This is a genomic window from Dietzia massiliensis (genome assembly GCF_018390595.1).
Taxonomy (GTDB): Bacteria; Actinomycetota; Actinomycetes; order Mycobacteriales; family Mycobacteriaceae; genus Dietzia; species Dietzia massiliensis.
On sequence record NZ_JAHBAV010000009.1, the window covers coordinates 1 to 24922 of the forward strand.

Consider the following 24922-nt stretch of genomic DNA (forward strand, 5'->3'; position numbering starts at 1 on the left):
CGCCTACTCGGGGTCGGGACCGGGCGCGATCACCGCCGGTTGCGTGGCCCCCGCCGCCGCCACCGGCGGTGATCGCGCCCGGTCCCGACCCCGAGTAGGCGACCGTCGTGGCGTTGATCGCGCCGCCGGTGCTGCTGTCCGCGGCGAGCGCGCCCGGCATGCGCGGCGCCGGCGGGATGCCCGCGGCGATCGCCCGCATCTCCGCCGTGGGGATCCGGAGTTCGTTCTGTACGCGCTCGGCCACCTGTATGCCTCGCGCCAGGTGCTCGGCGGCCAGTCCGAGCAACGCCCCCTGGCCGGCCGGGGTCACGAGCGCGGGCCCGAGGGCGGCGGCGCGGGCGAGGAACTGCTGGACGATGCCGATCACCTCGACGGTGCCGCGGACCACGATCTCCGCCGCGACCGCCGTGACGCGCGCGATCTCCGCCGCGGACTCGCCGAGCGCGCCCATGGTCCGCCCGACCTCGGCGATCGAGTGGGCCGCGCCGAGGGAGGCTAGCGAGTTCCACGACTCGGACAGCAGCCGCTCGAGGGACGGCCCCATCTGCTGGGCCAGCTCCAAGCCCTCGCTGACCGGCCGCATGATGTCGCGGGCCTCGTCGGGGACGAACTCCTCTGCGGACAGCAGGTCGAGGATCTGCCTGATGGGGCCCGCGTAGGCCAACGCGTCGGCGATCACCGGATCACACCCGCCTCTCGGTCATGTCGGGCCCCGCCGAGCCCGCACCCGCCGATCCCGCGGCACTCGCCGCTCCTGCGCCGCCGGCGCCCGCCGCTCCCGCTGTGCCGGTGCCCGCCGCCCCGATGGCGGCCGCGCCCGCGGCGTCGGACTCCTCGAACAGCCGGCCGGTCTGCAGCACCAGGTCACCGGCGGCGTCCGTGACGCGCGTGAGGCCGGCCAGCACCTCGCGATGCCGTGCGGTGGCGGCCAGTAGAGCGGACATGAAGTCGGCCCCGACCGGCCCCACAACCGGTGCGACCGCGTCGATCGGCACCGCGTCGACCGCCTCGAGCGCGCTCCCCAGCGTGTCGGCCAGGGTGGTCAGTCCCGTGCCCAGTTCCCGTAAACCGTCGACATCGACATCGATCGCCCCGTCCGCCATGGCCTCGTCCCCTCAACGCCGTCTTCTCGTCCGTCACAGGGTTCGACGCGCAGGGGAGGCGATCCGGTTCCACCCGATCCACGATTTGTCCGGTGTGGAATCCTGACGGGCATGGACATCATCGTCGTGGACCACCCGCTGGTCGGGGACCGGCTCCGAACCCTGCGCGATTCCGCCACCGACACCGCCGGGTTCCGGGCCGCGATGGACGCGCTCGGGACCATGCTCTGTTACGAGGCGTTCCGCTCGATCCCGACGAAGCAGGTCCCGGTGACCACCCCCATCGTCGAGACGACGGGGGTGGCCGTGGACGGCGTGCCGCTGGTCGTCCCGGTCCTGCGCGCGGGCCTGGGCCTGCTGGATCCGGCCACCCGGTTGCTGCCCGGGGCGCAGGTCGGGTTCATCGGCCTGGCCCGCGACGAGGAGAGCCACGAGCCGGTGTCGTATCTGTGCTCGCTGCCCGAGGACCTCACCGGTCGCCACGTGGTCGTGCTCGACCCGATGCTCGCGACCGGCGGCTCACTGGTCACGACGCTGGAGACGCTCGCGGCGCGGGGCGCGACCGGCCTGACGGTGGTGTGCGTCCTGTGCGCGCCGGAGGGGATCGAGGCCGTGCGCGAGTCGGGTCTGGCGGCGACGCTGGTCACCGCGACGATCGACGAGCGTCTCGACGAGAACGCCTTCATCGTCCCCGGCCTGGGCGACGCGGGCGACCGCCTCTTCGGCCCCCGCTGACGGCTCGGGGCGGCTGACGCCTCCGACGGGCGGTCCCGTCGGACGCCCGCAGCTCAGTCCACGTCGCCGCGGGCCACGGCCTCGGCGACGGCACCGGCCACCGCCTCGCCCAGCACCGCCAGCCGCCGCTCGGCATCGTCCCGGTCCGCGGGCGACGGCCCGGGCGGGGTCCACGCCTCCACGTACGTCTTGAGCAGGGGCTCCGTGCCCGAGGGGCGCACCACCGCACGTGCACCGTCGACGTCCACCCGCAGGCCCGCCGTGCCGTCGAGCGCGCGCACCGTGCCGACGGCGACGAGCAGCGCGCCCACCCGGTCCAGCACGGCCCCCGCGTCGGTCCCGGCGGCCAGCGGCAGCGGGACGTTGCGCCGCACGTGCGCCCCGAACTCCCCGGCGAGCGCGTCGAGCCGCGCGGCGACCGACGGGCCGCCGGAGCCGACCATCGCGCACCACGCCGCGGCCGCCGCGATGCCGTCCTTGTCGGCCACGAGGTCCGGCAGCACGCAGTGCCCGATGGCCTCCTCATAGGCGTAGCGGAGCGGCTCACCGGCGCGCACGAGCCACTTGAACCCGGTCAGCGTCTCCACGTGCCGCCCCCCGCGCGCCGGGACCAGCAGGGACGGCAGCCGCGAGGACACGATCGTCGACGCCACGACCGGCACCCTCGCATCGGCCTCCGCGTCCGCCCCCGGACCGCCGCCCGCGCCCGGGAGCGGCTGGCGCAGCAGATGATCGGCCAGGACCGCCCCGGTCTCGTCGCCGTCGAGCATCCGCCACCGCCCGTCCTGGCCGGCCAGCCCGACAGCGCAGCGATCGGCGTCGGGGTCGAGCGCGATCGCCACGTCGGCGTCGATCCGCGCCGCGAGCGCCAGCAGCCGCGCCGTCGTGTCGGGCGCCTCGGGATTCGGCGAGGCGACGGTGGGGAAGTCCGGGTCGGGGTCGGCCTGCTCGCGCACCATCGTCACATCGTCCACACCGATGCCGGCCAGGACGCGGACGCAGAGATCGCCCCCCACCCCGTGGACGGGGGTCAGGGCCACGCGGGGTGGCCGAGCCGGCCGGGGCAGGGCCGCGACGACGGAGGCCACGTAGTCGTCGACCAGCGTGGGGTCCACCCGCACCGACCCGGGGGCGGGGCCGGTGCGCGCCGATCCGGGCGCGGCCGTGGGGACCGTGACCCCCTCGCGCGCCGCGGCGCGCAGGTGCCGCTCGATGTGGGCGTCCGTGGGCGGGATGATCTGCGCGCCCCCGCGCCCGTAGACCTTGACGCCGTTGTCGCCGGGCGGGTTGTGAGACGCGGTCACCATGAGCCCGGCGGCGGCGCCGCGCGCGCGGACCGCCGCGGCGACGACCGGGGTGGCCACCGGGGATCCGGGGACGACGACGACGAGGTCGCGCGCCGCCAACACCGCAGCCGCGACGTCGACGAATCGGGCGGACCCGTGCCGGGCGTCCCCGCCCACGATGACCGTCGAACCGGAGGGTTCATGTTCGCGCAGGTGCCGGGTGACGGCGGTGGCGACCAGGGCGACGGTCCGGTCGTTCATCTCGTCCGGCCCGGGCCCGAGGGGAGCGCGGACGCCGGCGGTGCCGAAGGTCAGGGGCACGGGCTGCTCCGTCGGTTCCTCGCGGTGAGCATAGGCGGTCAGGCCCGGGCGACGACCGGGACGAGCGCGCGCAGCGCTCCGGTGAGGCGGGCGGATCCGGCGGCGCCGGCGGCCAGGACCTCCGCGTGGTCGAGGGGCTGACCGGTGACGCCGGCGGCGAGGTTGGTCACCAGCGACACGGCGACCACGTCCAGACCCAACGCGCGGGCGGTGATGGTCTCGGGCACGGTCGACATGCCCACGAGGTCCGCGCCGAGGGTTCGCAGCATCGTGATCTCGGCCGGGGTCTCGTACTGCGGGCCGGGCATGGCGGCGTAGACGCCCTCGGCGGGACGCGCGTCCGTGTGGGCGGGGTCGGCACCCGGATCAGCGCCGGCGACCTCCCCCGCCCCGGCGGCCGCGATGGCGTCGGCGGACGCGGCGCGCAGGCGCGGGGAGTAGGCGTCCACCATGTCGACGAACCGCGGCCCGGTCAGCGGCGAGCGCCCGGTGAGGTTGAGGTGGTCGCGGATGAGCACGAGATCCCCGACGGTCATGTCGTCCCGCAGGCCACCGGCGGCGTTGGTGAGCACCAGCGTGCGGGCTCCGACGGCGGCCGCGACGTGGGCGGGGTGGACGACGGGCCCGGTACCCGCGCCCTCGTAGAGGTGGGTGCGGCCGGCCACCGACAGCAGCGGCACGCCGTCGACGAGGCAGCTGGTCACGGTGCCGCGGTGACCGGCGGCCGTGGGGGTGACGAACCCGGGCAGGTCGGCGGCCGCGACGGTCACGGCCGTGCCCGGGTCGGCGAGCCCGGCGACGACCTCGGACCATCCCGAGCCCAACACGAGGGCGATGTCGTGGCGGTCGCGACCGCTCAGTCGCGCGATCTGTGCGGCCGCGTCGCGGGCGTCGTCGGTGGGGGAGAGCAGGGGCGCCATCGGCTGCTCAGGCGCCCGGGCCGACGTTGCGTGATTCCCGCGTGCGCAGCTCGTGCACGTACTGGTCGGGGGCACCCGCGCACTCGGCGGCGTCAGCGAGCAGACCGAGGTACCTCGCCGACGGCAGCCCGCCCTCGAAGGCGTCCATGACGTACAGCCACGCGAGCACGGTGTCGTCGGTGCCGGTGGGGGTGGTGTCCACGGCGAACTCGGATTCCTGGGCGTCGACCGGGGGGCCGTCGGGCACGGTCGGCTGGCGGGTGACGCGGACGCGGATCTTCCGCGCGGGCATCTCGTCGGTGCCCTCCCAGCGGTCGAGGGCCCGGACGTCCTCCTCGGGGACGTCGTAGAGCACCACGAAGACCCTCGACCCCTGGTCCGGCACGACCGTGGCGACAGCGCCCTCCCAGGTGGGATCGTCCCCGGCGAAGGTGAGGCGCCAGCCGTCCACCCACCCGGTCCCGGCGAAGGGGGAGTGCGGCGCGCGGGTGTTCATCTGATCGGGATGCATGTTCGTCCCGTACGCGGCGTAGAGAGGCACGGCCACAACCCTAGTCCCTGGGGGCGGCACCGGGCCCGACGTCCTCGGCCCCGGTCGGGTCGTTCGACTACCGTGTACGGCGGACGTGACGCGGTCCGCCACAGCGGGGCGCGGCGCTCGGCCCTTACCCCTGTGAGCCGTGGAGGACATGTGACGCAACGCATCATCATCATCGGCGGCGGACCCGCCGGCTACGAGGCGGCGCTGGTCGCCGCCCAGTACGGTGCGGACGTCACGATCGTCGACTCGGACGGCATCGGCGGCAACTGTGTGCTCAGCGACTGCGTGCCGTCCAAGACGTTCATCGCCACCACGGGCGTGCGCACGGACATGCGTCGCGCCGAGGAGATGGGCGTCCAGGCGCACTTCGACCCCACCGCGTACAAACTCGGGCAGGTCAACGGGCGTGTGAAGTCGCTCGCCCGTGCGCAGTCCGCCGACATCCGGGCGCAGCTGCAGCGTGAGGGCGTGCGGCTGATCTCCGGCTGGGCGCGTCTGCACGACTCCCAGCCGGGCATGGCCTCGCACCGGGTGGCCGTGACCTTCGAGAACGGGCAGGAGAAGATCTTCGACGCCGACGTGGTCCTCATGGCCACCGGGTCCAGCCCCCGCGTGCTACGGGGCGCCGAACCCGACGGCGAGCGGATCCTCAACTGGCGTCAGCTCTATGACCTCACCGAGCTGCCCACCCACCTGGTCGTCATCGGCTCGGGCGTCACCGGTGCCGAGTTCGTCTCGGCGTTCACCGAGATGGGCGTTAAGGTCACCATGGTCTCCAGCCGCGACCGGGTGCTGCCGCACGAGGACGCCGACGCCGCCCTGGTGCTGGAAGAGGCCCTGAGCGAGCGTGGCGTGTCGCTGGTCAAGCACGCGCGCGCCGACGCGGTCGAGCACTTCGAGGACGGCATCATCGTCCGCCTCGGCGACGGGCGCACGGTCAAGGGCACGCACGCCCTCATCTGCGTCGGTTCGGTGCCCAACACCCAGGGCCTCGGCCTGGAGAACGCGGGCGTCGAGCTGCAGCCCAGTGGCCACATCAAGGTCGACCGCGTCTCCCGCACCACCGCCCCGGGCATCTACGCCGGTGGCGACTGCACGGACCTGTTCCCGCTGGCCTCGGTGGCCGCCATGCAGGGCCGCATCGCGATGTACCACGCGCTCGGTGAGGGCGTGAACCCCATCAAGCTGCGGACCGTCGCCTCCGCGGTGTTCACGCGGCCCGAGATCGCCACGGTCGGCATCTCGCACGCGCAGATCGAGAGCGGCGAGGTCCCCGCCCGCGTCGAGGTCATGCCGCTGGCCGGCAACCCGCGGGCCAAGATGCGCAGCCTGCGGCGCGGCTTCGTCAAGCTCTTCTGTCGCCCGGCCTCCGGCGTGGTGATCGGCGGCGTGGTCGTGGCCCCCACGGCGTCCGAGCTGATCCTGCCGATCTCGGTGGCGGTCCGGAATCAGCTGACGGTGGGCGACCTCGCGGGGTCGTTCTCGGTGTACCCGTCCATGACGGGCACGATCACCGAGTCGGCCCGCCAGCTCATGCGCCACGACGACCTGGACTGATCGCGCCCGCCGGGCTCAGCCCTCGGCGTCCGCCCAGCAGAGCGTGCGCTCGACCGCGTCGTTCCACCGCGCGAGCAGCCGTTCGCGCTCCTGCCCGGGCATCTGCGGCGACCAGCGGCAGTCCTCCCGCCACAACTCGCGTAGGCGGTCGGGCGAATCCCACTGACCCACCGCCAACCCGGCCGCGAACGCGGCCCCGAGCGCGGTGGTCTCGGTGACCTGGGGCCGGATCACGTCCACGCCGAGGATGTCGGCCTGGAACTGCATGAGGTAGTCGTTGACCACCATCCCGCCGTCGACGCGCAGCGAATCCGCGGACTCACCGGCGTCGGCCACCATCGCGTCGGTCATCTCGCGGGTCTGGAACGCGGTCGCCTCCAGGGCCGCTCGGGCCAGGTGCGCGCGCGTGTGGAAGCGGGTGAGCCCCACCATCGCGCCACGGGCGTCCGGCCGCCAGCGCGGGGCCAGCAGCCCCGAGAACGCGGGCACCAGATAACAGTCCCCGTTGTCCTCGAGCGACTTGGCCAAATCCTCCGTCTCGCCCGCGGTGGAGATCACCCCGAGGTTGTCACGCAGCCACTGCACCAACGACCCGGCCACGGCCACCGAGCCCTCCAGCGCGTAGACCGGGTCGTCGTCCGCGAGCTTGTAGGCCACGGTGGTGAGCAGGCCGTTGTCGCTGAACTGAGGCGTCGTTCCCGTGTTGAGCAAGAGGAACGCGCCCGTTCCGTAGGTGTTCTTGGCCTCGCCGGGCTCGAAGCAGGTCTGGCCGAACATCGCGGCCTGCTGATCGCCGAGGATCCCCGCTATGGGCGTACCGCCGAACATTCTGCGCCGGGCCACGTGACCCAGCACCCCGGAGGAGGGGACGATCTCCGGGAGCATCGCGCGGGGCACACCGATCTCGCGACAGAGTTCCTCGCTCCACTGCAGGGTCCGCAGGTCCATGAGCAGAGTGCGCGACGCGTTGGTGACATCCGTGACGTGGAGGGCCGCCTCGCCGTCGTCACCCCCACGCCTCCCACCGGTCAGGTTCCACACCAGCCACGAGTCGATGGTCCCCGCCAGCAGTTCCCCGGCCTCCGCGCGCTCGGTGCCGCGCTCTCCCCGGGAATCGAGGTGATCGAGGATCCACCGGATCTTGGGCCCGGCGAAGTAGGTCGACAGGGGCAGCCCGGTGACATCTCGGAAGCGGTCGTCTCCGTCGGGGTGTCCGTCGGCGAGGCGCGCACAGAGCCCCGACGTGCGCGTGTCCTGCCAGACGATCGCGTTGTAGACGGGCTCGCCGGTGACCCGATCCCACACCACGGTCGTCTCGCGCTGGTTGGTGATGCCGATCGCGGTGACCGCCGCCGGCTCGAGGTCCACCCGGCCCGCCACCTGGCCCATCGCGGTGCGAACGTTCGCCCAGATCTCCATCGGATCGTGCTCCACCCACCCCGCGCGCGGGAGGACCTGGCGGTGCTCCACCTGGACCGTCGCCGCGGGGACCGGCATGCCCTGGTTGTCGAAGAGTATCGCCCGCGTCGACGTGGTGCCCTGATCGATCGCCAGAATGTAGGTGTTGCGAGTCACGGGCCCAAGACTACGTCCGCCCGCGCGTAGAGTCGGGGCCGACTGGCCGGAACCCCACGCCCGGCCGTGGAGGGAGCGTCAATGCCCACGACCAGGTCCCGATCCGTTCTCGGACCCGATCGCCGCGCGGAGGCGTGGCGCAGGCTGGAGGAGGACACCTTCGACGTCGTGGTCGTCGGCGGGGGTGTGGTCGGCACGGGCAGTGCGCTGGACGCCGCCACGCGCGGGCTGAACGTGGCGCTCGTCGAGGCCCGCGACTTCGCGGCGGGGACCTCCTCCCGCAGCTCCAAGATGTTCCACGGCGGGCTGCGCTACCTCGAGCAGCTCGACTTCGGCCTGGTGGCCGAGGCGCTGCACGAGCGGGAGCTCAGCATGACCCGCCTGGCGCCGCACCTCGTCACCCCGCTGAAGTTCCTCTTCCCCCTGACCCGCCGCTTCTGGGAGCGCCCGTACATGGCCGCCGGGTTCGTGCTCTACGACGTGATGGGCGGCGCGAAGAGCGTCCCGCCGCAGAAGCACTACAGCCGGGCCGGCGCCCGCCGCGTGGCCCCCGGACTGCGCGAGGACGCCGTGGTCGGCGGGATCCGCTACTGGGACACCCTCGTCGACGACGCGAGGCACACCCTCACCCTCGCCCGCACCGCCGCCCATCACGGGGCGGTCGTGGCCAACTCGACACAGGTGATCGGGTACCTCCGCGACGGCGACCGGGTCACCGGCGTGCGCGTCCGCGACGCGGAGACCGGGCGCGAGACCGACGTGCGTGCCGGGGTCGTGCTCAACGCGGCCGGCGTGTGGACCGATCAGCTGCAGCGGATGCTCGGGGAGGAGGGCGGTTTCACCGTCCGGGCGTCCAAGGGCGTGCACATCGTCGTGGACCGCGACAGGGTCGACTCGGAGGCGGCGCTGATCCTGCGCACCGAGAAGTCCGTGCTGTTCGTCATCCCGTGGGGCGAGTACTGGATCATCGGCACCACCGACACCGACTGGCAGCTCGACCTGGCCCACCCGGCGGCCACCGGAGCGGACATCGAGTACATCCTCGGCCACGTCAACTCCGTGCTCACCACGCCCATTCGCCGCGAGGACGTGCGTGGCGTCTACGCGGGGCTGCGACCGCTGCTGTCGGGCGGCGCGGACTCCACCGCCAAGCTCTCGCGCGAGCACGCGGTGATGACCGTCGCCCCCGGGGCCGTGGTGGTCGCGGGCGGCAAGTACACGACCTACCGCGTGATGGCCGCTGACGCGGTCGACGCGGCGGTGGCCGAGCTGGGGGAGCGGGTCGCGGCGGTGCCTCCGTCGACCACCGAGCGGATCCCGCTCCTGGGCGCCGACGGGTATCCGGCGATGGTCAACCGCGCCGACCGGATCGCCGATCATTACGAGATTCGCGAGGATCAGATGCAGCACCTGCTCGGCCGCTACGGCACGCTGGTCGAGGACGTCCTCGACCTCGCGGCGGATCAGCCCGACCTGCTCGATCCCGTTGGCGGGGCCGAGCGCTACCTGCGCGTGGAGATCGTGCACGCCGCGCAGGCCGAGGCCGCGCTGCACCTCGAGGACGTCCTGGTCCGCCGCACGCGGATCTCGATGGAGTACCAGCACGGTGGTGTCGACTGCGCGCGCGAGGTCGCCGACCTCATGGCCGGGGTGCTCGGATGGGGCTCCGACCGCGTCGCTCGCGAGGTGGAGCTCTTCGAGCGGCGGGTCGTCGCCGAGCGGGCGAGCCAGGTGGTGGAGTCCGACGACGAGGCGGACAACTTTCTCAGGGGTGTGCCCGAGGTCCGGGAGTTCCTGGTGGACGCGGCGTTCGATCCCGCCAGCGCGGAGCCCGTGGTCGAGCACTCGGCCGGCCCTGGGGTCTGAGACCCGCCGACGCCGGGCGGTAGGCCCCACAACCGCGAAATCCGCTACTCCGGCCCGGGATCCGCTACGCCTGCAGGGGTAGCGGATCCGTAGGGGGAGTAGCGGATTCCGGGGGTGGGTCGTCGACGGCGCGGACGGGTCCCGCCCGCGCCGTCAGCGGATCACTTGATCTCGCAGAGAACCGTGCCCTGGGTGACGGGGGCACCGGCGTCCACGGACAGGTCGGTGACGACGCCGTCCTTGTGGGCGGTGACGGGGTTCTCCATCTTCATGGCCTCGAGCACGGCCACGAGCTCGCCGGCCTTGACCTCCTGGCCCTCGGAGACGGCGACCTTGACGACGGTGCCCTGCATGGGCGCCGACACGGCGTCACCGGACGCGGCCGCACCGGCGGCGCCGCCGCGGGTCCGGGACTTGGCCCTGCGGCGGACGGTGCCGCCGGCGTGCGAACCACCGAACGCGAGGTCGCCGGGCAGCGAGACCTCGACGCGACGACCGTCCACCTCGACGACGACCTTCTTGCGCTCGACGGGCTCGTCATCGTCGGCCGGGGCACCGGTGGGCGTCCACGGCTCGATCGGGTTCTCCCACTCCTCCTCGATCCACTTGGTGTAGACGTCGAACTTCTTGCCGTCGCCGACGAACGCGGGGTGGGTGACGATGTGCTGGTGGAACGGCAGGACGGTGGCCATGCCCTCGATCTTGTACTCGGCCAGGGCGCGGGCCGAGCGGGCGAGCGCCTGGTCGCGGTCCTCGCCCCACACGATGAGCTTGGCGAGCATCGAGTCGAACTGGCCGCCGATGGTGTCGCCCTGCTCGACGCCGGAGTCCATGCGCACGCCCGGGCCGGTGGGCTCGTGGTAGGCGGTGATGGTGCCGGGGGCGGGCAGGAAGTTGCGGCCCGCGTCCTCGCCGTTGATACGGAACTCGAACGCCACGCCGCGGGGCTCGGGGTCCTCGGTGAACTCGAGCACCTCGCCCTCGGCGATCTTAAACTGCTGCAGGACCAGGTCGATGCCCGCGGTCTCCTCGGTGACCGGGTGCTCGACCTGCAGGCGGGTGTTGACCTCGAGGAAGGAGATCGTGTCGCCCTGGACCATGTACTCGACAGTGCCGGCACCGTAGTAGCCGGCCTCCTTGCAGATGGCCTTGGCGGAGTCGTGGATGCGCTTGCGCTGCTCGTCGGTGAGGAACGGCGCCGGGGCCTCCTCGACGAGCTTCTGGAAGCGACGCTGCAGGGTGCAGTCGCGGGTACCGGCGACGATGACGTTGCCGTGCTGGTCGGCGAGGACCTGCGCCTCGACGTGGCGGGCCTTGTCGAGGTACTGCTCGACGAAGCACTCGCCACGACCGAAGGCGGCGGTGGCCTCACGGGTGGCCGACTCGAAGAGCTCGGCGACCTCCTCCATCTTGTGGGCGACCTTCATGCCGCGTCCGCCGCCACCGAAGGCGGCCTTGATGGCGATGGGCAGGCCGTACTGCTCGGCGAACTTGACGACCTCGTCAGCGTTCGCGACCGGGTCCTTGGTGCCGGCGGCCATGGGGGCGTTGGCCCGCTCTGCGATGTGGCGGGCGGTGACCTTGTCGCCGAGGTCGCGGATGGCCTGCGGCGGGGGCCCGATCCAGATGAGGCCGGCGTCGATGACGGCCTGCGCGAAGTCGGCGTTCTCGGACAGGAAGCCGTATCCCGGGTGGATCGCGTCGGCGCCGGACTTGGCGGCGGCGTCGAGGATCTTGTCGAAGACCAGGTAGGACTCCGCGGAAGTGGTGCCCCCCAGGGCGAAGGCCTCGTCGGCCAGCTTGACGAACAGGGCGTCGGCGTCGGGCTCGGCGTACACCGCCACGCTGGCCAGGCCGGCGTCCTTCGCCGCGCGGATCACACGGACGGCGATCTCGCCGCGGTTGGCGACGAGGACCTTGGTGATGTGAGAGCTGGCATGACTGGGCACTCAGGGCCTCCTGGTGATGGACGTCTTTACTGGCGGTCGGCCGGGAGGCCCACCGAGTTCTTCCGCAGTCTAATGAGAGGCCTCCCTCATGTGTGGTGTTGGGGTCGGCGGTCCGACCGCCGGGGGCGGACCCCGATGGCCCGTGGCCGGGGTGACCTGCAGGTTCCGAACGGGGGTGGCGGGGTCAGCCGCGCAGCTCGGGGCGCCAGACGCGGTGCGCGTTGATCCCCGCGGCCTCCAGCAGGCGGCGCAGCAGCGGCAGGCTGAGGCCGATCACGCTCGACGGGTCGCCCTCGATCCGGTCGATGAACCAGCCGCCGAGCGACTCGATCGTGAACGCGCCCGCGCATTCCAGGGGCTCGCCGGTGCGCAGGTACACGTCGAGGTCGGCGTCGGACGGGGCGCCGAAGTGCACCGTGGTGTCGGAGGTGTCCGAGTCGGAGAAGGTCACGGCGTAAGGGGCGTCGCCGGCGAGGTCGGCGACGATGAGCGCGTGCCCGGTGAGCAGGACGCCGTGGCGACCGCGCATCTTGTGCCACCGCTCGAGCGCGCGCTCGTAGGTGTGCGGTTTGCCCTCGAGGCGACCGTCGACCAGCAGCATGGAGTCGCACCCCACGACGATCAGGGTGTCCGCCCCCGCCGACCGCGCCTCCTCTGCGAGCTGCGCGCCCTCGCGGTGCAGGACATCCTCCGCCTTCGCGCGGGCCAGCTCCTCGACGACCCGCACGTGCGGTGTCCCCGTGGGCAGTGCAGCCTGGAGCGCGTCCTCGTCGACCTCCGGGTGCCGGACGAGCGGGTCGACACCGGCCTGCTCGAGGATGTGGAGACGGGACGGGGAGGCGGAGGCGAGGACGAACGCGATCATGGGCTAGAGCGTAGCCACGTGCTCACGAGCGCGGCAGCAGCATGGTGACGGTCAACGTGGTGGGCTCGAGGGCGCGGACCCTGTGTCGGAGCTTGGCGGTGAGGTGCACGATCTCGCCGGGGCGCAGGTCGAGGGTGCGGTCCGGCAACCCGAACTCGACGTGGCCGCGCAGCAGCTGCACGAGGATCGGGTGGAAGGCGGCGTGATCCGCTAGTTCCTGACCCTCGGCGAACTCGAACGCCACGACCTTGGTCGTCTCGTCCTGGTGGATGACGGTGGCGCCGGGACGGTCCGCCGACGGTTCGGCGCGTCCGATGATCCCCGTGTGATGGGTGGCGGTGCCCTCGTCGGTGCCCGCGCGCCTGCCGTGCTCGCGGTCCTCGGACATGCGACCCCCTCCTCGCGCACCGGCACGCCCCCCGGCCGGGCGGCGCCTTCTGCCAGCCTCCCGGCGTGGTCGCCGACGACGGCCGCCCCCGCCGCTGCACTCCCGCGCGCGCGTCGGTGCGGGCGGGAGTGCAGGAGCGGGGGCGGCGGTGCGGGGCGCGTGCGGGCGCGGCGGGTGGCCGGGCCCGCGGTGCGGGGCGACGGGGCGGACCCGGCGCGTGGCGCGCCGGGCCGACCGGTCAGTACTGGCGGCGGTTGAGGAACGAGTTGGGGTTGTAGCCGAACGGCGGCCGGAGCCGGTCCTCGAAGGCGCCCCAGTCGTTCTTGATCCCGGTGTCGTGCCCGCCGTGGGCGGCGTTGCCCTGGGCGGTTGCGAAGACCGCCGCCAGGATGCCCACCTCGGTGGCCGTTGGGTTACCCCCTTCGACCTCGAAGAACGGCTTCTCGGACTTGTCGGCCCCGTCCTGTTGCTTCTCGGCGGTCACAGCGGGATGTTCCCGTGCTTCTTGGCGGGCACCTCGACTACCTTGCGGTCGAGCAGACGCAGGGCCTGGGCGACCTGCAGGCGGGTGTGCGACGGCGGGATCACCGCGTCGACGTAGCCGCGCTCGGCGGCGACGTACGGGTTGACGAGGGTGTCCTCGTACTCGGCCTGCAGCTTCAGGCGCAGGGCGTCGACGTCCTCGCCGTTGGCCGCGGCCTGCTTGAGCTCGTTGCGGTAGACGAACCCGACCGCGCCCGAGGCGCCCATGACGGCGATCTCGGCGGTCGGCCACGCCAGGTTGATGTCCGCGCCCATGTGCTTGGAACCCATGACGTCGTACGCGCCGCCGTAGGCCTTGCGGGTGATGACGGTGACCTTGCCGACGGTGGCCTCACCGTAGGCGTAGAGGAGCTTGGCGCCGCGGCGGATGATGCCGTCGAACTCCTGGCCGGTGCCCGGCAGGAAGCCCGGGACGTCGACCAGGGTGAGGATCGGGATGTTGAACGCGTCGCAGGTGCGGACGAAGCGCGCGGCCTTCTCGGAGGCCTTGATGTCCAGGCAGCCGGCGAACTGGGTCGGCTGGTTGGCCACGACGCCGACGCTGCGGCCCTCGATGCGGCCGTAGCCGACGATGATGTTCATCGCGTACTGGCCCTGGACCTCCAGGAACTCGCCGTCGTCGACGATGTGCGAGATGACCTCGTGCATATCGTACGGGCTGTTCGAGGAGTCGGGGATGATCGTGTCGAGCTCGTGGTCCTCGATGGTGAGGTTGTCCTCGATCGCGCCCTCGGCCACGGGGTAGGGCAGTCGCGGGGCCTCGGCCCGGTTGTTGCTCGGCAGGTACGACAGCAGGTCCTTGACGAAGTCGAGGGCGTCCTGCTCGTCGCTGGCCGTGTAGTGGGAGACGCCGGACTTGGTCATGTGGGTGGTGGCGCCGCCGAGCTCCTCCTGCGACACCTCCTCGCCGGTGACGGTCTTGATGACGTCGGGGCCGGTGACGAACATCTGCGAGGTCTTGTCGACCATCACGGTGAAGTCGGTCAGGGCGGGGGAGTACACGTGGCCGCCGGCGGACGGGCCCATGATGAGGGACACCTGCGGGATGACGCCGGAGGACAGGACGTTGCGGTGGAAGATCTCGCCGTACAGGCCGAGCGAGACGACGCCCTCCTGGATGCGGGCGCCGGCACCGTGGTTGATGCCGATCATCGGGCGGCCGGTCTTCAGGGCCAGGTCCATGACCTTGACGATCTTCTCGCCGTAGACCTCACCGAGCGACCCGCCGAAGACGGTGGCGTCCTGGGAGAACACGCAGACGCTGCGGCCGTCGATCGTGCCGTAGCCGGTGATGACGCCGTCGCCGAGCGGGCGACGCTCCGCGAGGCCGAAGGTGGTGGCGCGGTGGCGGGCCAGGGCGTCGATCTCCACGAACGAGCCCGGGTCGAGGAGGTTCTCGATCCGCTCGCGGGCCGTCATCAGGCCCTTCTCGTGGGTCTTGTCCACCGCGGCCTGCCCCATGGGGGCCCGGGCCTCGTCGAGGCGCCGACGCAGCTCGGACAGCTTCCCGGCGGTGGTGTGGATGTCGGGGGTCGCGGCGTCCGTCTGGACGTCGGCGCTCACGTCCGGTTCTGAGGCAGTCGTCATGTTGCAAGACTCTAACTAGTCACCGCGCCCCGTGGCGACGTGACCCGGCCAACGTCCCCCGCCAGACGGCGCGCGCCCCGTGTCGGAGCGGGCACATACCCTGGGGGTCGTGCACTCAGACACCGGTACGGAGACGCCGCCCGCGCTGGACGCCGACGCGCTCCGTCGCGCCCTGGTGGAGGGACCGTACGCCCCTTACTCCTCACTCGAGGTGGTCGAGGACATCGGCTCGACAAACGCCGAACTCCTCGCCCGCGCGGCCGCGGGCGCGCCCGACCGCAGTGTCCTGCTGGCCGAGCACCAGACGTCGGGGCGTGGCCGGCTCGGCCGCGTGTGGACCGCCCCGCCCCGCACGCAGGTCGCCGTCAGCGTCCTACTGCGACCGGGTGCGGTCTCGCCGACGCTCTTCGGGTGGCTGCCGCTGGTCACCGGCCTGGCGATCCGCGACGGGCTCCGCGAGGCCGGCGGTGTGGACGCCACCTTGAAGTGGCCCAACGACGTCCTGGTCGACGGCCGGAAGATCGCCGGGATCCTCGCCGAGGTGACCACGGTCCCCGCCGGGGGCGACTACTCCGTGCGCCTGCCCGCCATCGTGGTGGGCGTCGGGATCAACGTGTCCCTCACGCAGGCGCAACTGCCCGTACCGCACGCCACCTCGCTCGCGTTGGCCGGCGGATCGGTCGACCGCGACCGCCTCGCGCGATCCGTGCTGGAGGCGCTGGCCCTTCGCCACGGCCAGTGGCGCGAGTGTGAACGCGGGAGCGGATCGACCATCTCGGACACGCTCATGACGACCTACTCCGAGGCCTGCTCCACCATCGGCGCCGACGTGAGGGTCGAGCTGCCCGGGGACATCGTGCGGACCGGGCGAGCCGACCGGGTCGACCGAGACGGCCGCCTCGTCGTCGTCGACACCGACGGCGAGTTCCCCGTGGCCGCGGGCGACGTCACCCACGTTCGCGGCGTCGGCGGTCGGTGGGGCGGCTGAGCCGTGGGTTTCGTCCGATCGGTCCTCGCGCCGGGGGAGACGCTCATCGTCCACACCCACCCGCACTGGCGCGCGCTCATCAGACCCGCGCTCGTCACCCTCGTCGGCGCCGGGCTCGCCGGTATCGCCGGCGGCTTCATCGAGGTCCAGGTCGTCCACGCCGGGGACCGGACCGCCACCTGGGCGATGGTCGCGGTGCTGTTCTCGCTCGTCGTCCTCCGGTTCGCCCTCTGGCCGCTGATCCGCTGGGCGCGCACGGACCTCGTCGTCACCGACGAGCGCGTGCTCTATCGCCCGGCCGGCTCCAACCGGCGGTGCGTGGACGTGCCGCTGCGCCGCATCAGCGCCGTCCGCTTCCGCCACACCCTCGCCGACCGCGCCCTGGGCACGGGCTGCCTCATCCTCGAACTGGGGCACTTCCCGCCCATCGAGATCGACCACGTGCCCGACGTGGCCCGCGTCCACGCCGCCGTCTACGACGAGCTCCTCCGGCTGCCCCCGCCACCGCCGCCCGCCCCGATACCGGCGGCGCCGCGCTCGCGCTGGGGCCTGCCGGGGCGGCGCTGACACCCGGGCGGCGTGAGACGATGGGCGGCGTGAACGACGACTCGCGCATCCGCCGCAATCCACTCGCAGCGCCCGTCGTGGCGATGATCGGCGGCGGGCAGCTCGCCCGCATGACCCACCAGTCCGCCGTCGCCCTGGGCCAGACCCTCCGGGTCCTCGCCGCCGACCCGCTCGACCCCGCGGCCCAGGTCACGCCCGACGTCGTGATCGGCGCCCACGACGACCCCGACGCCGTCCGGGCCGCCGCCGAGGGCGCCGACGTGATGACGTTCGACCACGAGCACGTGCCCCCGCAGATCCTGCTCGACCTCGAGGCCTCGGGCGTCGCCGTCCGCCCGCGTGCCTCCGCGCTCATCCACGCCCAGGACAAGCTCGTCATGCGGCGTGCCCTCGCCGAGATCGGGGCGCCGATCCCGCCGTTCACCGCCGTGGACTCGGTCGAGGACGTCCGGCGCTTCCACGACGAGCAGGACGGGCGGATCGTCCTCAAGTCGGCCCGCGGCGGCTACGACGGGCGCGGCGTCTGGATGCCGGACTCGCTCGAGGAGGCCGAGCGAATCGCCTCCGAGCAGCTCGCCGCCGGGGTGCCCATGATGGCCGAGGCGCGGGTGCCGTGGACCCGGGAGCTGTCGGCGATGGTCGCGCGGTCCCCGTTCGGGCAGGGCGCCGTGTGGCCGGTCGTCGAGACCGTGCAGCGCGACGGGATCTGCGCCGTGGCGATCGCTCCCGCTCCCGAGCTTCCCGACGACCTGCGCTCGGCCGTCCAGGCGACCGCCCTCAAGCTCGCCGAGCACCTGGACGTCACCGGCGTCATGGCCGTCGAGCTGTTCGAGGTCGTCGGCTCGGACGGTCGCCCCGGAGTGCTGGTCAACGAGCTGGCGATGCGGCCCCACAACTCCGGGCACTGGACCATGGACGGGGCCACCACCAGCCAGTTCGAGCAGCACCTGCGGGCCGTGCTCGACTACCCGCTCGGCTCGACCGTGCCCACCGCCCCGCTCACCGTGATGGCCAACGTCCTCGGCGCGCCCGAGACGCCCGTGATGAGCATGGACGAGCGTGTCCACCACCTCGCGGCGCGGTTCCCACACGCCAAGGTGCACCTCTACGGCAAGTCCGAGCGACACGGCCGGAAGATCGGCCACGTCAACGTGCTCGCCGACCCGGGCCTCGACCCGGACGACGCGGACCAGGTGGCCGCCGTGCGCGCGGTGGCCGAGCTGGCCGCCCACTGGCTGTCCCACGCCCGGTGGGCCGACGGCTGGGACCCCCACACGGGCGCGCCCGTCGGCGAGTTCGAACGCTGAGCCCACCGCCGCGTCCGCGCGGCCGATGCTGTGCGGACACCGCGTCCATCGGACAACCCCCCCGGGCGGCCGGCGCCCCGGCCGCCCCCCCGCTGACACACCTCGACGAAAGGCGACGAGATGACCGCGCGACAGGACGGGCCGCAGGTCGGCCTCATCATGGGCAGTGACTCCGACTGGCCCACCATGGAGGCGGCGGCCGAGGCGCTCGCCGAGTTCGGGATCCCGTTCGAGGTGGGCGTCGTCTCCGCGCACCGCACCCCGCAGAAGATGCTCGACTACGCCCGGTCGGCCGCCGGTCGCGGCATCCGCGTCGTGATCGCCGGCGCGGGCGGCGCCGCGCACCTGCCGGGGATGGTCGCCTCCGCCACCGCGCTGCCCGTGATCGGAGTGCCGGTTCCGCTCAAGCATCTCGACGGGATGGACTCGTTGCTGTCGATCGTGCAGATGCCGGCGGGGGTCCCGGTGGCGACCGTGTCGATCGGGGGAGCCCGGAACGCCGGGTTGCTGGCGGTCCGGATCCTCGCCGCCTCCGACCCCGCCCTGCGTGAGCGGATGGAGGGTTTCCAGGCGGAGCTCGAGGCGATGGTCGAGCGCAAGGACGACGCGCTCCGGCAGCGTCTGCTCGGCTGACGGGCGGGAGGCATCCCGCAGGTGCGTTCCGCGATGCGGAAAGTGGGGTCGCCGATGGGGGAGGAATCCAGTTAGTCGCTGGTAACGTGAGTGGCCGGGTGCACCCCGGATCCACTCGCGAGCCGCCGCCGTCGCGCGACCGGCCCACACCGATGTCCGGACACCGGCGCCCGCCGCGTGACCAGCACTGACGATTCCCCTTTGGAGGCCCGCACATGTCCGGTAACCCCGACTTCGATCTGTACCGTCCGGCGGAGGAGCACGAGGAGCTCCGCGCCGCGATCCGCGCGCTGTCGGAGAAGGAGATCGAGCCCCACGCCGCGGATGTCGACGAGAACGAGCGGTTCCCGCAGGAGGCCCTCGACGCGCTCAACGCGTCGGGCTTCAACGCGGTCCACATCCCCGAGGAGTACGAGGGTCAGGGCGCGGATTCGGTCGCGGCCTGCATCGTGATCGAGGAGGTCGCCCGCGTCGACGCCTCGTCCTCGCTGATCCCGGCGGTCAACAAGCTCGGCACCATGGGCCTGATCCTGGCCGGTGGCGAGGAGCTCAAGCAGAAGGTGCTGCCCGAGATCGCCGCGGGGAAGATGGCCTCCTACGCCCTGTCCGAGCGCGAGGCCGGCTCGGACGCCGCGTCGATGCGCACGCGCGCCAAGGCCGACGGTGACGACTGGATCCTCAACGGCTCCAAGGCGTGGATCACCAACGGCGGCAAGTCCACCTGGTACACGGTCATGGCCGTGACCGACCCAGATAAGGGTGCCGGCGGGATCTCCGCGTTCATGGTCCACGCCGACGACGAGGGTTTCGGCGTGTCCAAGACCGAGAAGAAGCTCGGGATCAAGGGCTCGCCCACCGCGGAGCTGTACTTCGAGAACGTCCGCATCCCGGGCGACCGGATCATCGGCGAGCCGGGCACCGGGTTCAAGACCGCGCTGCAGACGCTGGACCACACCCGTCCGACGATCGGTGCGCAGGCCGTGGGCATCGCGCAGGGCGCGCTCGACGCGGCGATCGCCTACACCAAGGAGCGCCGCCAGTTCGGCAAGGCGATCTCGGATTTCCAGAACACGCAGTTCATGCTGGCCGACATGGCCATGAAGGTGCAGGCCGCGCGTCTGATGGTCTACACCGCCGCCGCCAACGCCGAGCGCGGCTCCGCCCCCGGTGGCGAGAAGCTCGGCTTCATGGCCGCCGCCTCCAAGACCTTCGCCTCGGACGTGGCGATGGAGGTCACCACCAACGCGGTGCAGCTGTTCGGCGGCGCCGGCTACACGCGTGACTTCCCCGTCGAGCGGATGATGCGCGACGCCAAGATCACCCAGATCTACGAGGGCACCAACCAGATCAACCGCATGGTCATGGCCCGCCAGCTCCTGGCCTGACCGGTCGGCTGAACCCCGCCTCGATCTGCCCCTCCGATCGCGATCGACCCCCGGAACCCCGGGGGCGGATCGCAATCGGAGGGGCAGATCGCGTTGCGGCCCGGATCGCGCCTGGAAGGCGGCGGGTGGAGTCGGGGCGGGAGGAGAACGCCCCGCCCCGCCGGCGCCGGAACGCCCCGCCGGCGCCGGAACGCTCCGCCGGCGCTCGGTGTCCGGCGCTCTAGGCGGTGAGCGTGGTGCGCTCGGTGTCCGCGATCCCCGCCACGGCGGGGTCGTCGGCGTCGGCGCCCGTGACGAGCACGGCCGTGCCGCCGGAGGCGAACACCCGCGCGAGGGTGGCCACGACGTCGTCGCGTTCGCGGCCGGCGACCAGCGCCCGACCGGAGAGGGCGCGGTCGGCCAGTTGGTCGAGCGTCAGGCCGTCGAGGGCGAGGTCACCGCCGCCGGAGGGGACGAACGCGTCGGGGTGGATGCGGCACGCCTCGGCGAGGTCGGTGACGCCCGGCGGCACCTCGACGCCCGCGGCGGCCAGGGGGCGGCCCATCGGGTCGGTGGTCATGAGGAGGGTCTCGACGTCGGTGGGGTGGCGGTCGAGGCGGTCGGGGACGGTGACGACGACGACGGCGTCGTCCGCGGACCCTGTGCGGACCTCGGCGCCCGCCCACCAGGCGCCCAGCAGGACACCGGCGGTGAGCCAGTGGGCGGGCAGGTCGCACACGATCACGTCACCGGGCGTCACCCCGAGTTCGTCGCGGAGCAGGCCCGCGATCTTCGCCGCCCAGTTGGCGGTCGAGGTGACCGACAGCTCGACGCGGGACGGGGCGGCCTGGTCGTAGTGGGTGACCATCGGCGCCCCGGGGTCGAGCGCGAGCAGCGGCTGGAGCACGGTGTCTGCGGCGGTGTTCACTCGGGTGGCCTCCTGGCGTCGTGGGGTGGTTCCCCCGGTGCGGCGGGCGGCGCGTCCGCCTCCGGGGTCAGTTCACGCAGGGTACGTCGGAGCCGCCGGCGTCGAAGGTCGGACGCTGCGCGATCGACGGCGGGAGCGGCGCGTACGTGGTGGTGGCGGGGGAGTAGGACTCGGTCGTGGCGGCCTCACCGGTGGGGCCGCTGTAGTCGTCCGCGAGGACCACACGCACGGTGCCGGGCGGGACCGCGGGGTCGACCTGGACCGGCAGGCCACCGAGCGCGTCGGAGACGGCGAACGCGGCGGCGTCGTCGGCGGAGCCCGCCGCCACGTGCGAGGTGTAGGCGGCGGCCGGGTCGGTGAGCAGATCACCGGTGGTGTAGCCCAGCTCGGTGAGCGCACCGGAGACGCGGGCGGCCAGCCCGTCGATCGCGGTGGTGTTGACCACCGACACGGCGACCGTCGAGGGGTCGACGCCGGGCTCGCCGGGGGCGGGCTCGCCGTCGCCGCCCTCGGCGGCGTCCGCGTCATCCTCGGTGCTGGCGAAGCCCGCGACGAACTCCGACACCTGGACGGGGTCGGCGGTGACGATGGACTCGCCCCACTCGGTGTACGAGTCGATGCTGGTGACCGGGATGGTCTCGAAGCGGACGCTGCCGCCGCTGATGTCCTTGAGCTTCATGGCGAAGTCCACGAAGTCCCAGTTCTCGTCGATCACGAACGAGCGTTTGGCGGCGTCGACCAGCGCACCGAGCTTGCCCGGATCGGTGAGGGTGCCGGCCGAGAGGATCTTCTTGACCAGCTGGGACATGAACACCTGCTGGCGGACGATGCGGTCGAGGTCGCCGGCGGGCAGGTCGTGGCGCTGGCGGACGAAGCTCAGGGCGTCCGAGCCGGAGACCGTCTGGACACCCGCGTCGAAGTTCGCGCCCGACAGCGGCTCGTCGACGGGCTCGTTGAGGCAGACGGGGACACCGCCGACCGCGTCGGTGAGCAGTACGAAGCCCAGCAGCCCGATCTCCGCGTAGTGGTCGGCCTGGACGCCGGTGAGGTCCGCGACGGCGCCGATGAGCCCGTTCCGGCCAGCGTTGACGGCCGCGCGCTGGTCCTCCTCGGTGATGACGCCCTCGGGGTCCGAGGCCACGACCCGCTCGAGGTGGGCCTCCTTGTTGGCCGCGTACACACCGTTGATCTTGCTGCCGCCGACGGTGCTGGTCTCCACGTACACGTCACGCGGGATGGAGATCGCGGTGGCGGAGCTGCCGTCCTCCGGGATGCGGATGAGCAGGATCGTGTCGGTGTTCTCGCCGTCCTCCTCACCGGTGCGGATGGTGGCGAGCTCCTCCTGGCTGAGGGGGTTGCCCTGGGCGTCGGTCCGGTTGTCGGTGCCGACCAGAAGGATGTCCACCGCGCCGTCGAGGCCGCCGTCGCCCACGTCCAGGCCGCCGGCGGAGGACAGGTCCGAGCTGAGGCCGTTGACGAGCGTCCAGCCGACGCCAGTGACCAGGAGGCAGACCGCGGAGACGAGAGCGGCGAGGACGCGGCCTATACGCGAGGCCATCGGGTGGGCCGGGGTGGCGTGCCGCCTACCCCGCGCCCGGCTGTGGGCGCGACGGGGAGTCACTGGCAGCTCGGCGCTCATCCACCGTCCTTGTCCTCGATTAGGGGCCGCTCGAGGCCGCCGACGATCATCCCACGGTACCGCGCCGCGCGCCGGGCGTCGGAATCGACGGGCCGCGTCGTAGGGTGTTGCGCGTGACGACCCGACTACCCGTCGTGACGGTGACGTACTCGCCGGGCGACCACCTCCACAGCTTCGTCGAGACGCTCCCGGCGGCCACGTCCCGGCCGGTGGCGCTGGTGATGGCGGACAACGGGTCGACAGACGGGGCGCCCGAGGCCGTCGCCGCCCGGTACGACTTCGCCGAGTTCTTCCCGACCGGCGGCAACCTCGGCTACGGCACCGCGATCAACCGGGCCGTGGCCGAGATCGCCGCGCGTCCGGACGAGTTCGACCAGGAGTTCGTCCTGGTGGTCAACCCGGACGTGACGTTCGAACCCGGCTCGGTGGATGCCCTCCTCGAGGCGGCGCGGCGGTGGCCGCGCGCGGCCGCGTTCGGCCCGCGCATCTCCGAGACGGACGGGTCGGTGTACCCGTCGGCCCGCTCGGTGCCGCGGCTCGGGGCCGGGATCGGTCACGCCCTGCTCGGGCAGGTGTGGCGGGGGAACCCGTGGACCGCCCACTACCTCGACGGCGCGGACATGGAGACCGAGCGGACCGCGGGCTGGCTGTCCGGTTCGTGCCTGCTGCTGCGCCGTGAGGCCTTCGACGCGCTCGGCGGGTTCGACGAGCGCTACTTCATGTACCTGGAGGACGTGGACCTGGGCGACCGACTCGGGCGCGCCGGGTGGCAGAACGTCTACGTCCCGGACGCCGTCATCCACCACGACCAGGGCCACGCGGCGAAGGCGGTGCCCGAGTTCACCCTCCGGGCCCACCACCGCAGCGCCTATCTGTTCCAGGCGGACAGGCACCCACGGACCTGGCAGGCCCCGATACGCTGGGCGCTCAGAGCGGGCCTGGAACTGCGGTGCCGTCTCGCGATCCGGTCCGCGCGGCGTGCCACGCGCCCACCCCGCGGCCGCCACGGCTGAGCCCGCGGGGGCCCGGTCCGACCCACGACCGACATCCACCCACCGCCCCGGCGGCTCGCGAGCGCGACCGCGGGGCCCGACGACCCCAGGAGCTTCATCGTGACCTCGACGACCACCGGGAGCGCCGCGACCGGCGACGACCTGATCGCCGACACCGAGGCGGTGGTGCTGGTCGGCGGTAAGGGCACGCGGCTGCGGCCCCTGACGATCTCCGCGCCCAAGCCCATGCTCCCGACCGCGGGGCTGCCGTTCCTCACGCACCTGCTCTCGCGCATCCGCGCGGCCGGCATCCGGCGGGTCGTGCTGGGCACGTCGTTCAAGGCCGAGGTGTTCGAGGAGTACTTCGGCGACGGCTCGGACCTCGACCTCGACATCTCGTACGTGGTGGAGACCGAGCCGCTGGGCACGGGTGGCGGCATCCGCAACGTGCTGCCCGAGCTCACCGCGTCGACCGTCATGGTGTTCAACGGCGACGTGCTCGGCGGGACCGACCTGCGGGAGATCCTGGCCCTGCACCGGGCCAAGGACGCCGACCTGACCATGCACCTGGTGCGCGTGTCCGACCCGCGCGCGTTCGGCTGCGTGACCACCGACGACGACGGCCGCGTGCAGGAGTTCCTGGAGAAGACGCAGGATCCGCCGACCGACCAGATCAACGCGGGCTGTTACGTCTTCCGCCGCGAGCTCATCGAGCAGATCCCGGAGGGGCAGCCCGTCTCGGTCGAGCGGGAGACCTTCCCGCAGCTGCTCGGGGAGGGCAGGCGGGTCTACGGGTTCGTCGACTCGGCCTACTGGCGCGACATGGGCACCCCGGAGGACTTCGTGCGCGGCTCGTCGGACCTCGTCCGCGGCATCGCCCCCTCGCCGGCGCTCGACGGCCACGCGGGGGAGGCCCTCGTCCACGAGGGCGCCGGGGTCGGCGCGGGCGCCGTGCTCGTCGGCGGCACGGTCGTGGGACGCGGTGCGGAGATCGGCGCGGGCGCCCGGCTGGACGGTGCCGTCGTCTTCGACGGCGCCCGGATCGAGGCGGGCGCCACGGTCGAGCGCTCGATCGTGGGCTTCGGCGCGAGGATCGGCCACCGGGCGCTCGTCCGCGACGGCGTGATCGGCGACGGCGCCGTGGTCGGCGCCCGCTGCGAGCTCCTGCGCGGCGCCCGCGTGTGGCCGGGCGTCGAGATCCCCGACGGCGGGATCCGCTACTCCACGGACATGTGAGCGCCCGCGGCGACACCAGGCCCGCCGCGGGC

Annotated in this window: 22 protein-coding genes and 1 pseudogene; 10 read left to right on the top strand and 13 right to left on the bottom strand. The window is 72.8% G+C overall.

What is annotated here, in order from left to right:
- Positions 1-679 (bottom strand): annotated as a pseudogene (locus KHA85_RS03860) (C40 family peptidase); the annotation flags it as partial.
- A 4-nt stretch (positions 680-683) separates the two neighbouring features.
- A complete protein-coding gene (locus tag KHA85_RS03865) occupies positions 684-1103 on the bottom strand; it encodes a type VII secretion target (RefSeq protein WP_213184856.1) in 420 nt (139 codons plus the stop codon).
- Between the two features lie 111 nt (positions 1104-1214).
- Here KHA85_RS03865 and upp point away from each other — a divergent pair, with 111 nt between their 5' ends.
- Positions 1215-1838, top strand: coding sequence for a uracil phosphoribosyltransferase (gene upp / locus KHA85_RS03870; protein ID WP_182643701.1), 624 nt, complete (start codon positions 1215-1217; stop codon positions 1836-1838).
- A gap of 53 nt (positions 1839-1891) precedes the next feature.
- On the opposite strand, the gene KHA85_RS03875 is transcribed toward upp, so the two are convergent.
- Genes KHA85_RS03875 through KHA85_RS03885 form a run of 3 tightly spaced genes read right to left on the bottom strand, consistent with a single transcriptional unit; the run spans position 1892 to position 4906 of the window.
- Entirely contained in the window at positions 1892-3445 is a 1554-nt protein-coding gene (locus KHA85_RS03875; protein WP_213184857.1) for a phosphohexomutase domain-containing protein, read from the bottom strand.
- Between the two features lie 38 nt (positions 3446-3483).
- A complete protein-coding gene (locus KHA85_RS03880) occupies positions 3484-4365 on the bottom strand; it encodes a purine-nucleoside phosphorylase (RefSeq protein WP_213184858.1) in 882 nt (293 codons plus the stop codon).
- 7 nt (positions 4366-4372) lie between these two features.
- Positions 4373-4906, bottom strand: a complete 534-nt coding sequence (locus tag KHA85_RS03885) for a gamma-glutamylcyclotransferase family protein (RefSeq protein ID WP_063974224.1) — start codon at positions 4904-4906, stop codon at positions 4373-4375.
- Positions 4907-5056: 150 nt separating this feature from the next.
- Between KHA85_RS03885 and KHA85_RS03890 the strand changes: the two genes are divergently transcribed.
- Positions 5057-6463, top strand: coding sequence for an NAD(P)H-quinone dehydrogenase (locus KHA85_RS03890; protein ID WP_213184859.1), 1407 nt, complete (start codon positions 5057-5059; stop codon positions 6461-6463).
- A 15-nt stretch (positions 6464-6478) separates the two neighbouring features.
- Here the strand turns inward: KHA85_RS03890 and glpK are convergent, their stop codons facing one another.
- Entirely contained in the window at positions 6479-8038 is a 1560-nt protein-coding gene (gene glpK, locus KHA85_RS03895) for a glycerol kinase GlpK (RefSeq protein ID WP_213184860.1), read from the bottom strand.
- A gap of 81 nt (positions 8039-8119) precedes the next feature.
- Here glpK and KHA85_RS03900 point away from each other — a divergent pair, with 81 nt between their 5' ends.
- The gene (locus tag KHA85_RS03900; protein WP_213184861.1) at positions 8120-9904 is read left to right on the top strand and encodes a glycerol-3-phosphate dehydrogenase/oxidase; all 1785 of its coding nucleotides are present in this window, start codon (positions 8120-8122) and stop codon (positions 9902-9904) included.
- 161 nt (positions 9905-10065) lie between these two features.
- Here the strand turns inward: KHA85_RS03900 and KHA85_RS03905 are convergent, their stop codons facing one another.
- The 5 genes from KHA85_RS03905 to KHA85_RS03925 form a co-directional block, all read right to left on the bottom strand.
- Positions 10066-11853, bottom strand: a complete 1788-nt coding sequence (locus KHA85_RS03905; RefSeq protein WP_061228059.1) for an acetyl/propionyl/methylcrotonyl-CoA carboxylase subunit alpha — start codon at positions 11851-11853, stop codon at positions 10066-10068.
- Positions 11854-12037: 184 nt separating this feature from the next.
- Positions 12038-12718: a Maf family protein gene (locus tag KHA85_RS03910; RefSeq protein ID WP_007628903.1), complete on the bottom strand. Its 681-nt coding sequence runs from the start codon at positions 12716-12718 to the stop codon at positions 12038-12040.
- A 22-nt stretch (positions 12719-12740) separates the two neighbouring features.
- Positions 12741-13106: a cupin domain-containing protein gene (locus tag KHA85_RS03915; RefSeq protein WP_213184862.1), complete on the bottom strand. Its 366-nt coding sequence runs from the start codon at positions 13104-13106 to the stop codon at positions 12741-12743.
- A 238-nt stretch (positions 13107-13344) separates the two neighbouring features.
- Complete coding sequence (locus tag KHA85_RS17825; protein ID WP_213184863.1) at positions 13345-13590, bottom strand: acyl-CoA carboxylase subunit epsilon; 246 nt, start codon at positions 13588-13590, stop codon at positions 13345-13347.
- Positions 13587-15236: an acyl-CoA carboxylase subunit beta gene (locus KHA85_RS03925; protein WP_131884987.1), complete on the bottom strand. Its 1650-nt coding sequence runs from the start codon at positions 15234-15236 to the stop codon at positions 13587-13589. Before KHA85_RS03925 ends, KHA85_RS17825 begins: the two co-directional genes overlap by 4 nt.
- Positions 15237-15345: 109 nt before the next feature.
- Between KHA85_RS03925 and KHA85_RS03930 the strand changes: the two genes are divergently transcribed.
- From KHA85_RS03930 to KHA85_RS03950, 5 genes are all read left to right on the top strand, one after another.
- Positions 15346-16224 carry a biotin--[acetyl-CoA-carboxylase] ligase gene (locus tag KHA85_RS03930; RefSeq protein WP_213184864.1) on the top strand — a complete coding sequence of 293 codons (879 nt, stop codon included), beginning with the start codon at positions 15346-15348 and terminating at the stop codon, positions 16222-16224.
- A gap of 3 nt (positions 16225-16227) precedes the next feature.
- Positions 16228-16791, top strand: coding sequence for a PH domain-containing protein (locus KHA85_RS03935; protein WP_213184865.1), 564 nt, complete (start codon positions 16228-16230; stop codon positions 16789-16791).
- A gap of 20 nt (positions 16792-16811) precedes the next feature.
- On the top strand, positions 16812-18098 hold the full coding sequence (locus tag KHA85_RS03940; protein ID WP_213184866.1) for a 5-(carboxyamino)imidazole ribonucleotide synthase: 1287 nt from the start codon (positions 16812-16814) through the stop codon (positions 18096-18098).
- A 120-nt stretch (positions 18099-18218) separates the two neighbouring features.
- Complete coding sequence (gene purE, locus KHA85_RS03945; protein WP_007628915.1) at positions 18219-18731, top strand: 5-(carboxyamino)imidazole ribonucleotide mutase; 513 nt, start codon at positions 18219-18221, stop codon at positions 18729-18731.
- Between the two features lie 215 nt (positions 18732-18946).
- On the top strand, positions 18947-20116 hold the full coding sequence (locus KHA85_RS03950; RefSeq protein ID WP_007628917.1) for an acyl-CoA dehydrogenase family protein: 1170 nt from the start codon (positions 18947-18949) through the stop codon (positions 20114-20116).
- 220 nt (positions 20117-20336) lie between these two features.
- Here KHA85_RS03950 and KHA85_RS03955 read toward each other — a convergent pair whose 3' ends face one another.
- Both KHA85_RS03955 and KHA85_RS03960 read right to left on the bottom strand, forming a co-directional pair.
- Entirely contained in the window at positions 20337-21023 is a 687-nt protein-coding gene (locus KHA85_RS03955; RefSeq protein WP_213184867.1) for a TIGR03089 family protein, read from the bottom strand.
- 67 nt (positions 21024-21090) lie between these two features.
- A complete protein-coding gene (locus tag KHA85_RS03960; protein WP_213184891.1) occupies positions 21091-22581 on the bottom strand; it encodes an LCP family protein in 1491 nt (496 codons plus the stop codon).
- A gap of 194 nt (positions 22582-22775) precedes the next feature.
- Here KHA85_RS03960 and KHA85_RS03965 point away from each other — a divergent pair, with 194 nt between their 5' ends.
- Together KHA85_RS03965 and manB are read left to right on the top strand one after the other, a co-directional pair.
- Positions 22776-23675: a glycosyltransferase family 2 protein gene (locus KHA85_RS03965; protein WP_061914039.1), complete on the top strand. Its 900-nt coding sequence runs from the start codon at positions 22776-22778 to the stop codon at positions 23673-23675.
- 99 nt (positions 23676-23774) lie between these two features.
- Positions 23775-24890, top strand: coding sequence for a mannose-1-phosphate guanylyltransferase (gene manB, locus KHA85_RS03970; protein ID WP_375545302.1), 1116 nt, complete (start codon positions 23775-23777; stop codon positions 24888-24890).
- Positions 24891-24922: the final 32 nt, after the last annotated feature.

What these genes read in the sequence shown, in the direction of transcription:
- KHA85_RS03865 (WP_213184856.1), bottom strand. Translation starts at nt 1,103, where the DNA reads ATGGCGGACGGGGCGATCGATGTCGATGTCGACGGTTTACGGGAACTG.
- upp (WP_182643701.1), top strand. Translation starts at nt 1,215, where the DNA reads ATGGACATCATCGTCGTGGACCACCCGCTGGTCGGGGACCGGCTCCGA.
- KHA85_RS03880 (WP_213184858.1), bottom strand. Translation starts at nt 4,365, where the DNA reads ATGGCGCCCCTGCTCTCCCCCACCGACGACGCCCGCGACGCGGCCGCA.
- KHA85_RS03900 (WP_213184861.1), top strand. Translation starts at nt 8,120, where the DNA reads ATGCCCACGACCAGGTCCCGATCCGTTCTCGGACCCGATCGCCGCGCG.
- KHA85_RS03910 (WP_007628903.1), bottom strand. Translation starts at nt 12,718, where the DNA reads ATGATCGCGTTCGTCCTCGCCTCCGCCTCCCCGTCCCGTCTCCACATC.
- KHA85_RS03915 (WP_213184862.1), bottom strand. Translation starts at nt 13,106, where the DNA reads ATGTCCGAGGACCGCGAGCACGGCAGGCGCGCGGGCACCGACGAGGGC.
- KHA85_RS03925 (WP_131884987.1), bottom strand. Translation starts at nt 15,236, where the DNA reads ATGACGACTGCCTCAGAACCGGACGTGAGCGCCGACGTCCAGACGGAC.
- KHA85_RS03940 (WP_213184866.1), top strand. Translation starts at nt 16,812, where the DNA reads ATGGGCGGCGTGAACGACGACTCGCGCATCCGCCGCAATCCACTCGCA.
- purE (WP_007628915.1), top strand. Translation starts at nt 18,219, where the DNA reads ATGACCGCGCGACAGGACGGGCCGCAGGTCGGCCTCATCATGGGCAGT.
- KHA85_RS03950 (WP_007628917.1), top strand. Translation starts at nt 18,947, where the DNA reads ATGTCCGGTAACCCCGACTTCGATCTGTACCGTCCGGCGGAGGAGCAC.
- KHA85_RS03960 (WP_213184891.1), bottom strand. Translation starts at nt 22,581, where the DNA reads ATGGCCTCGCGTATAGGCCGCGTCCTCGCCGCTCTCGTCTCCGCGGTC.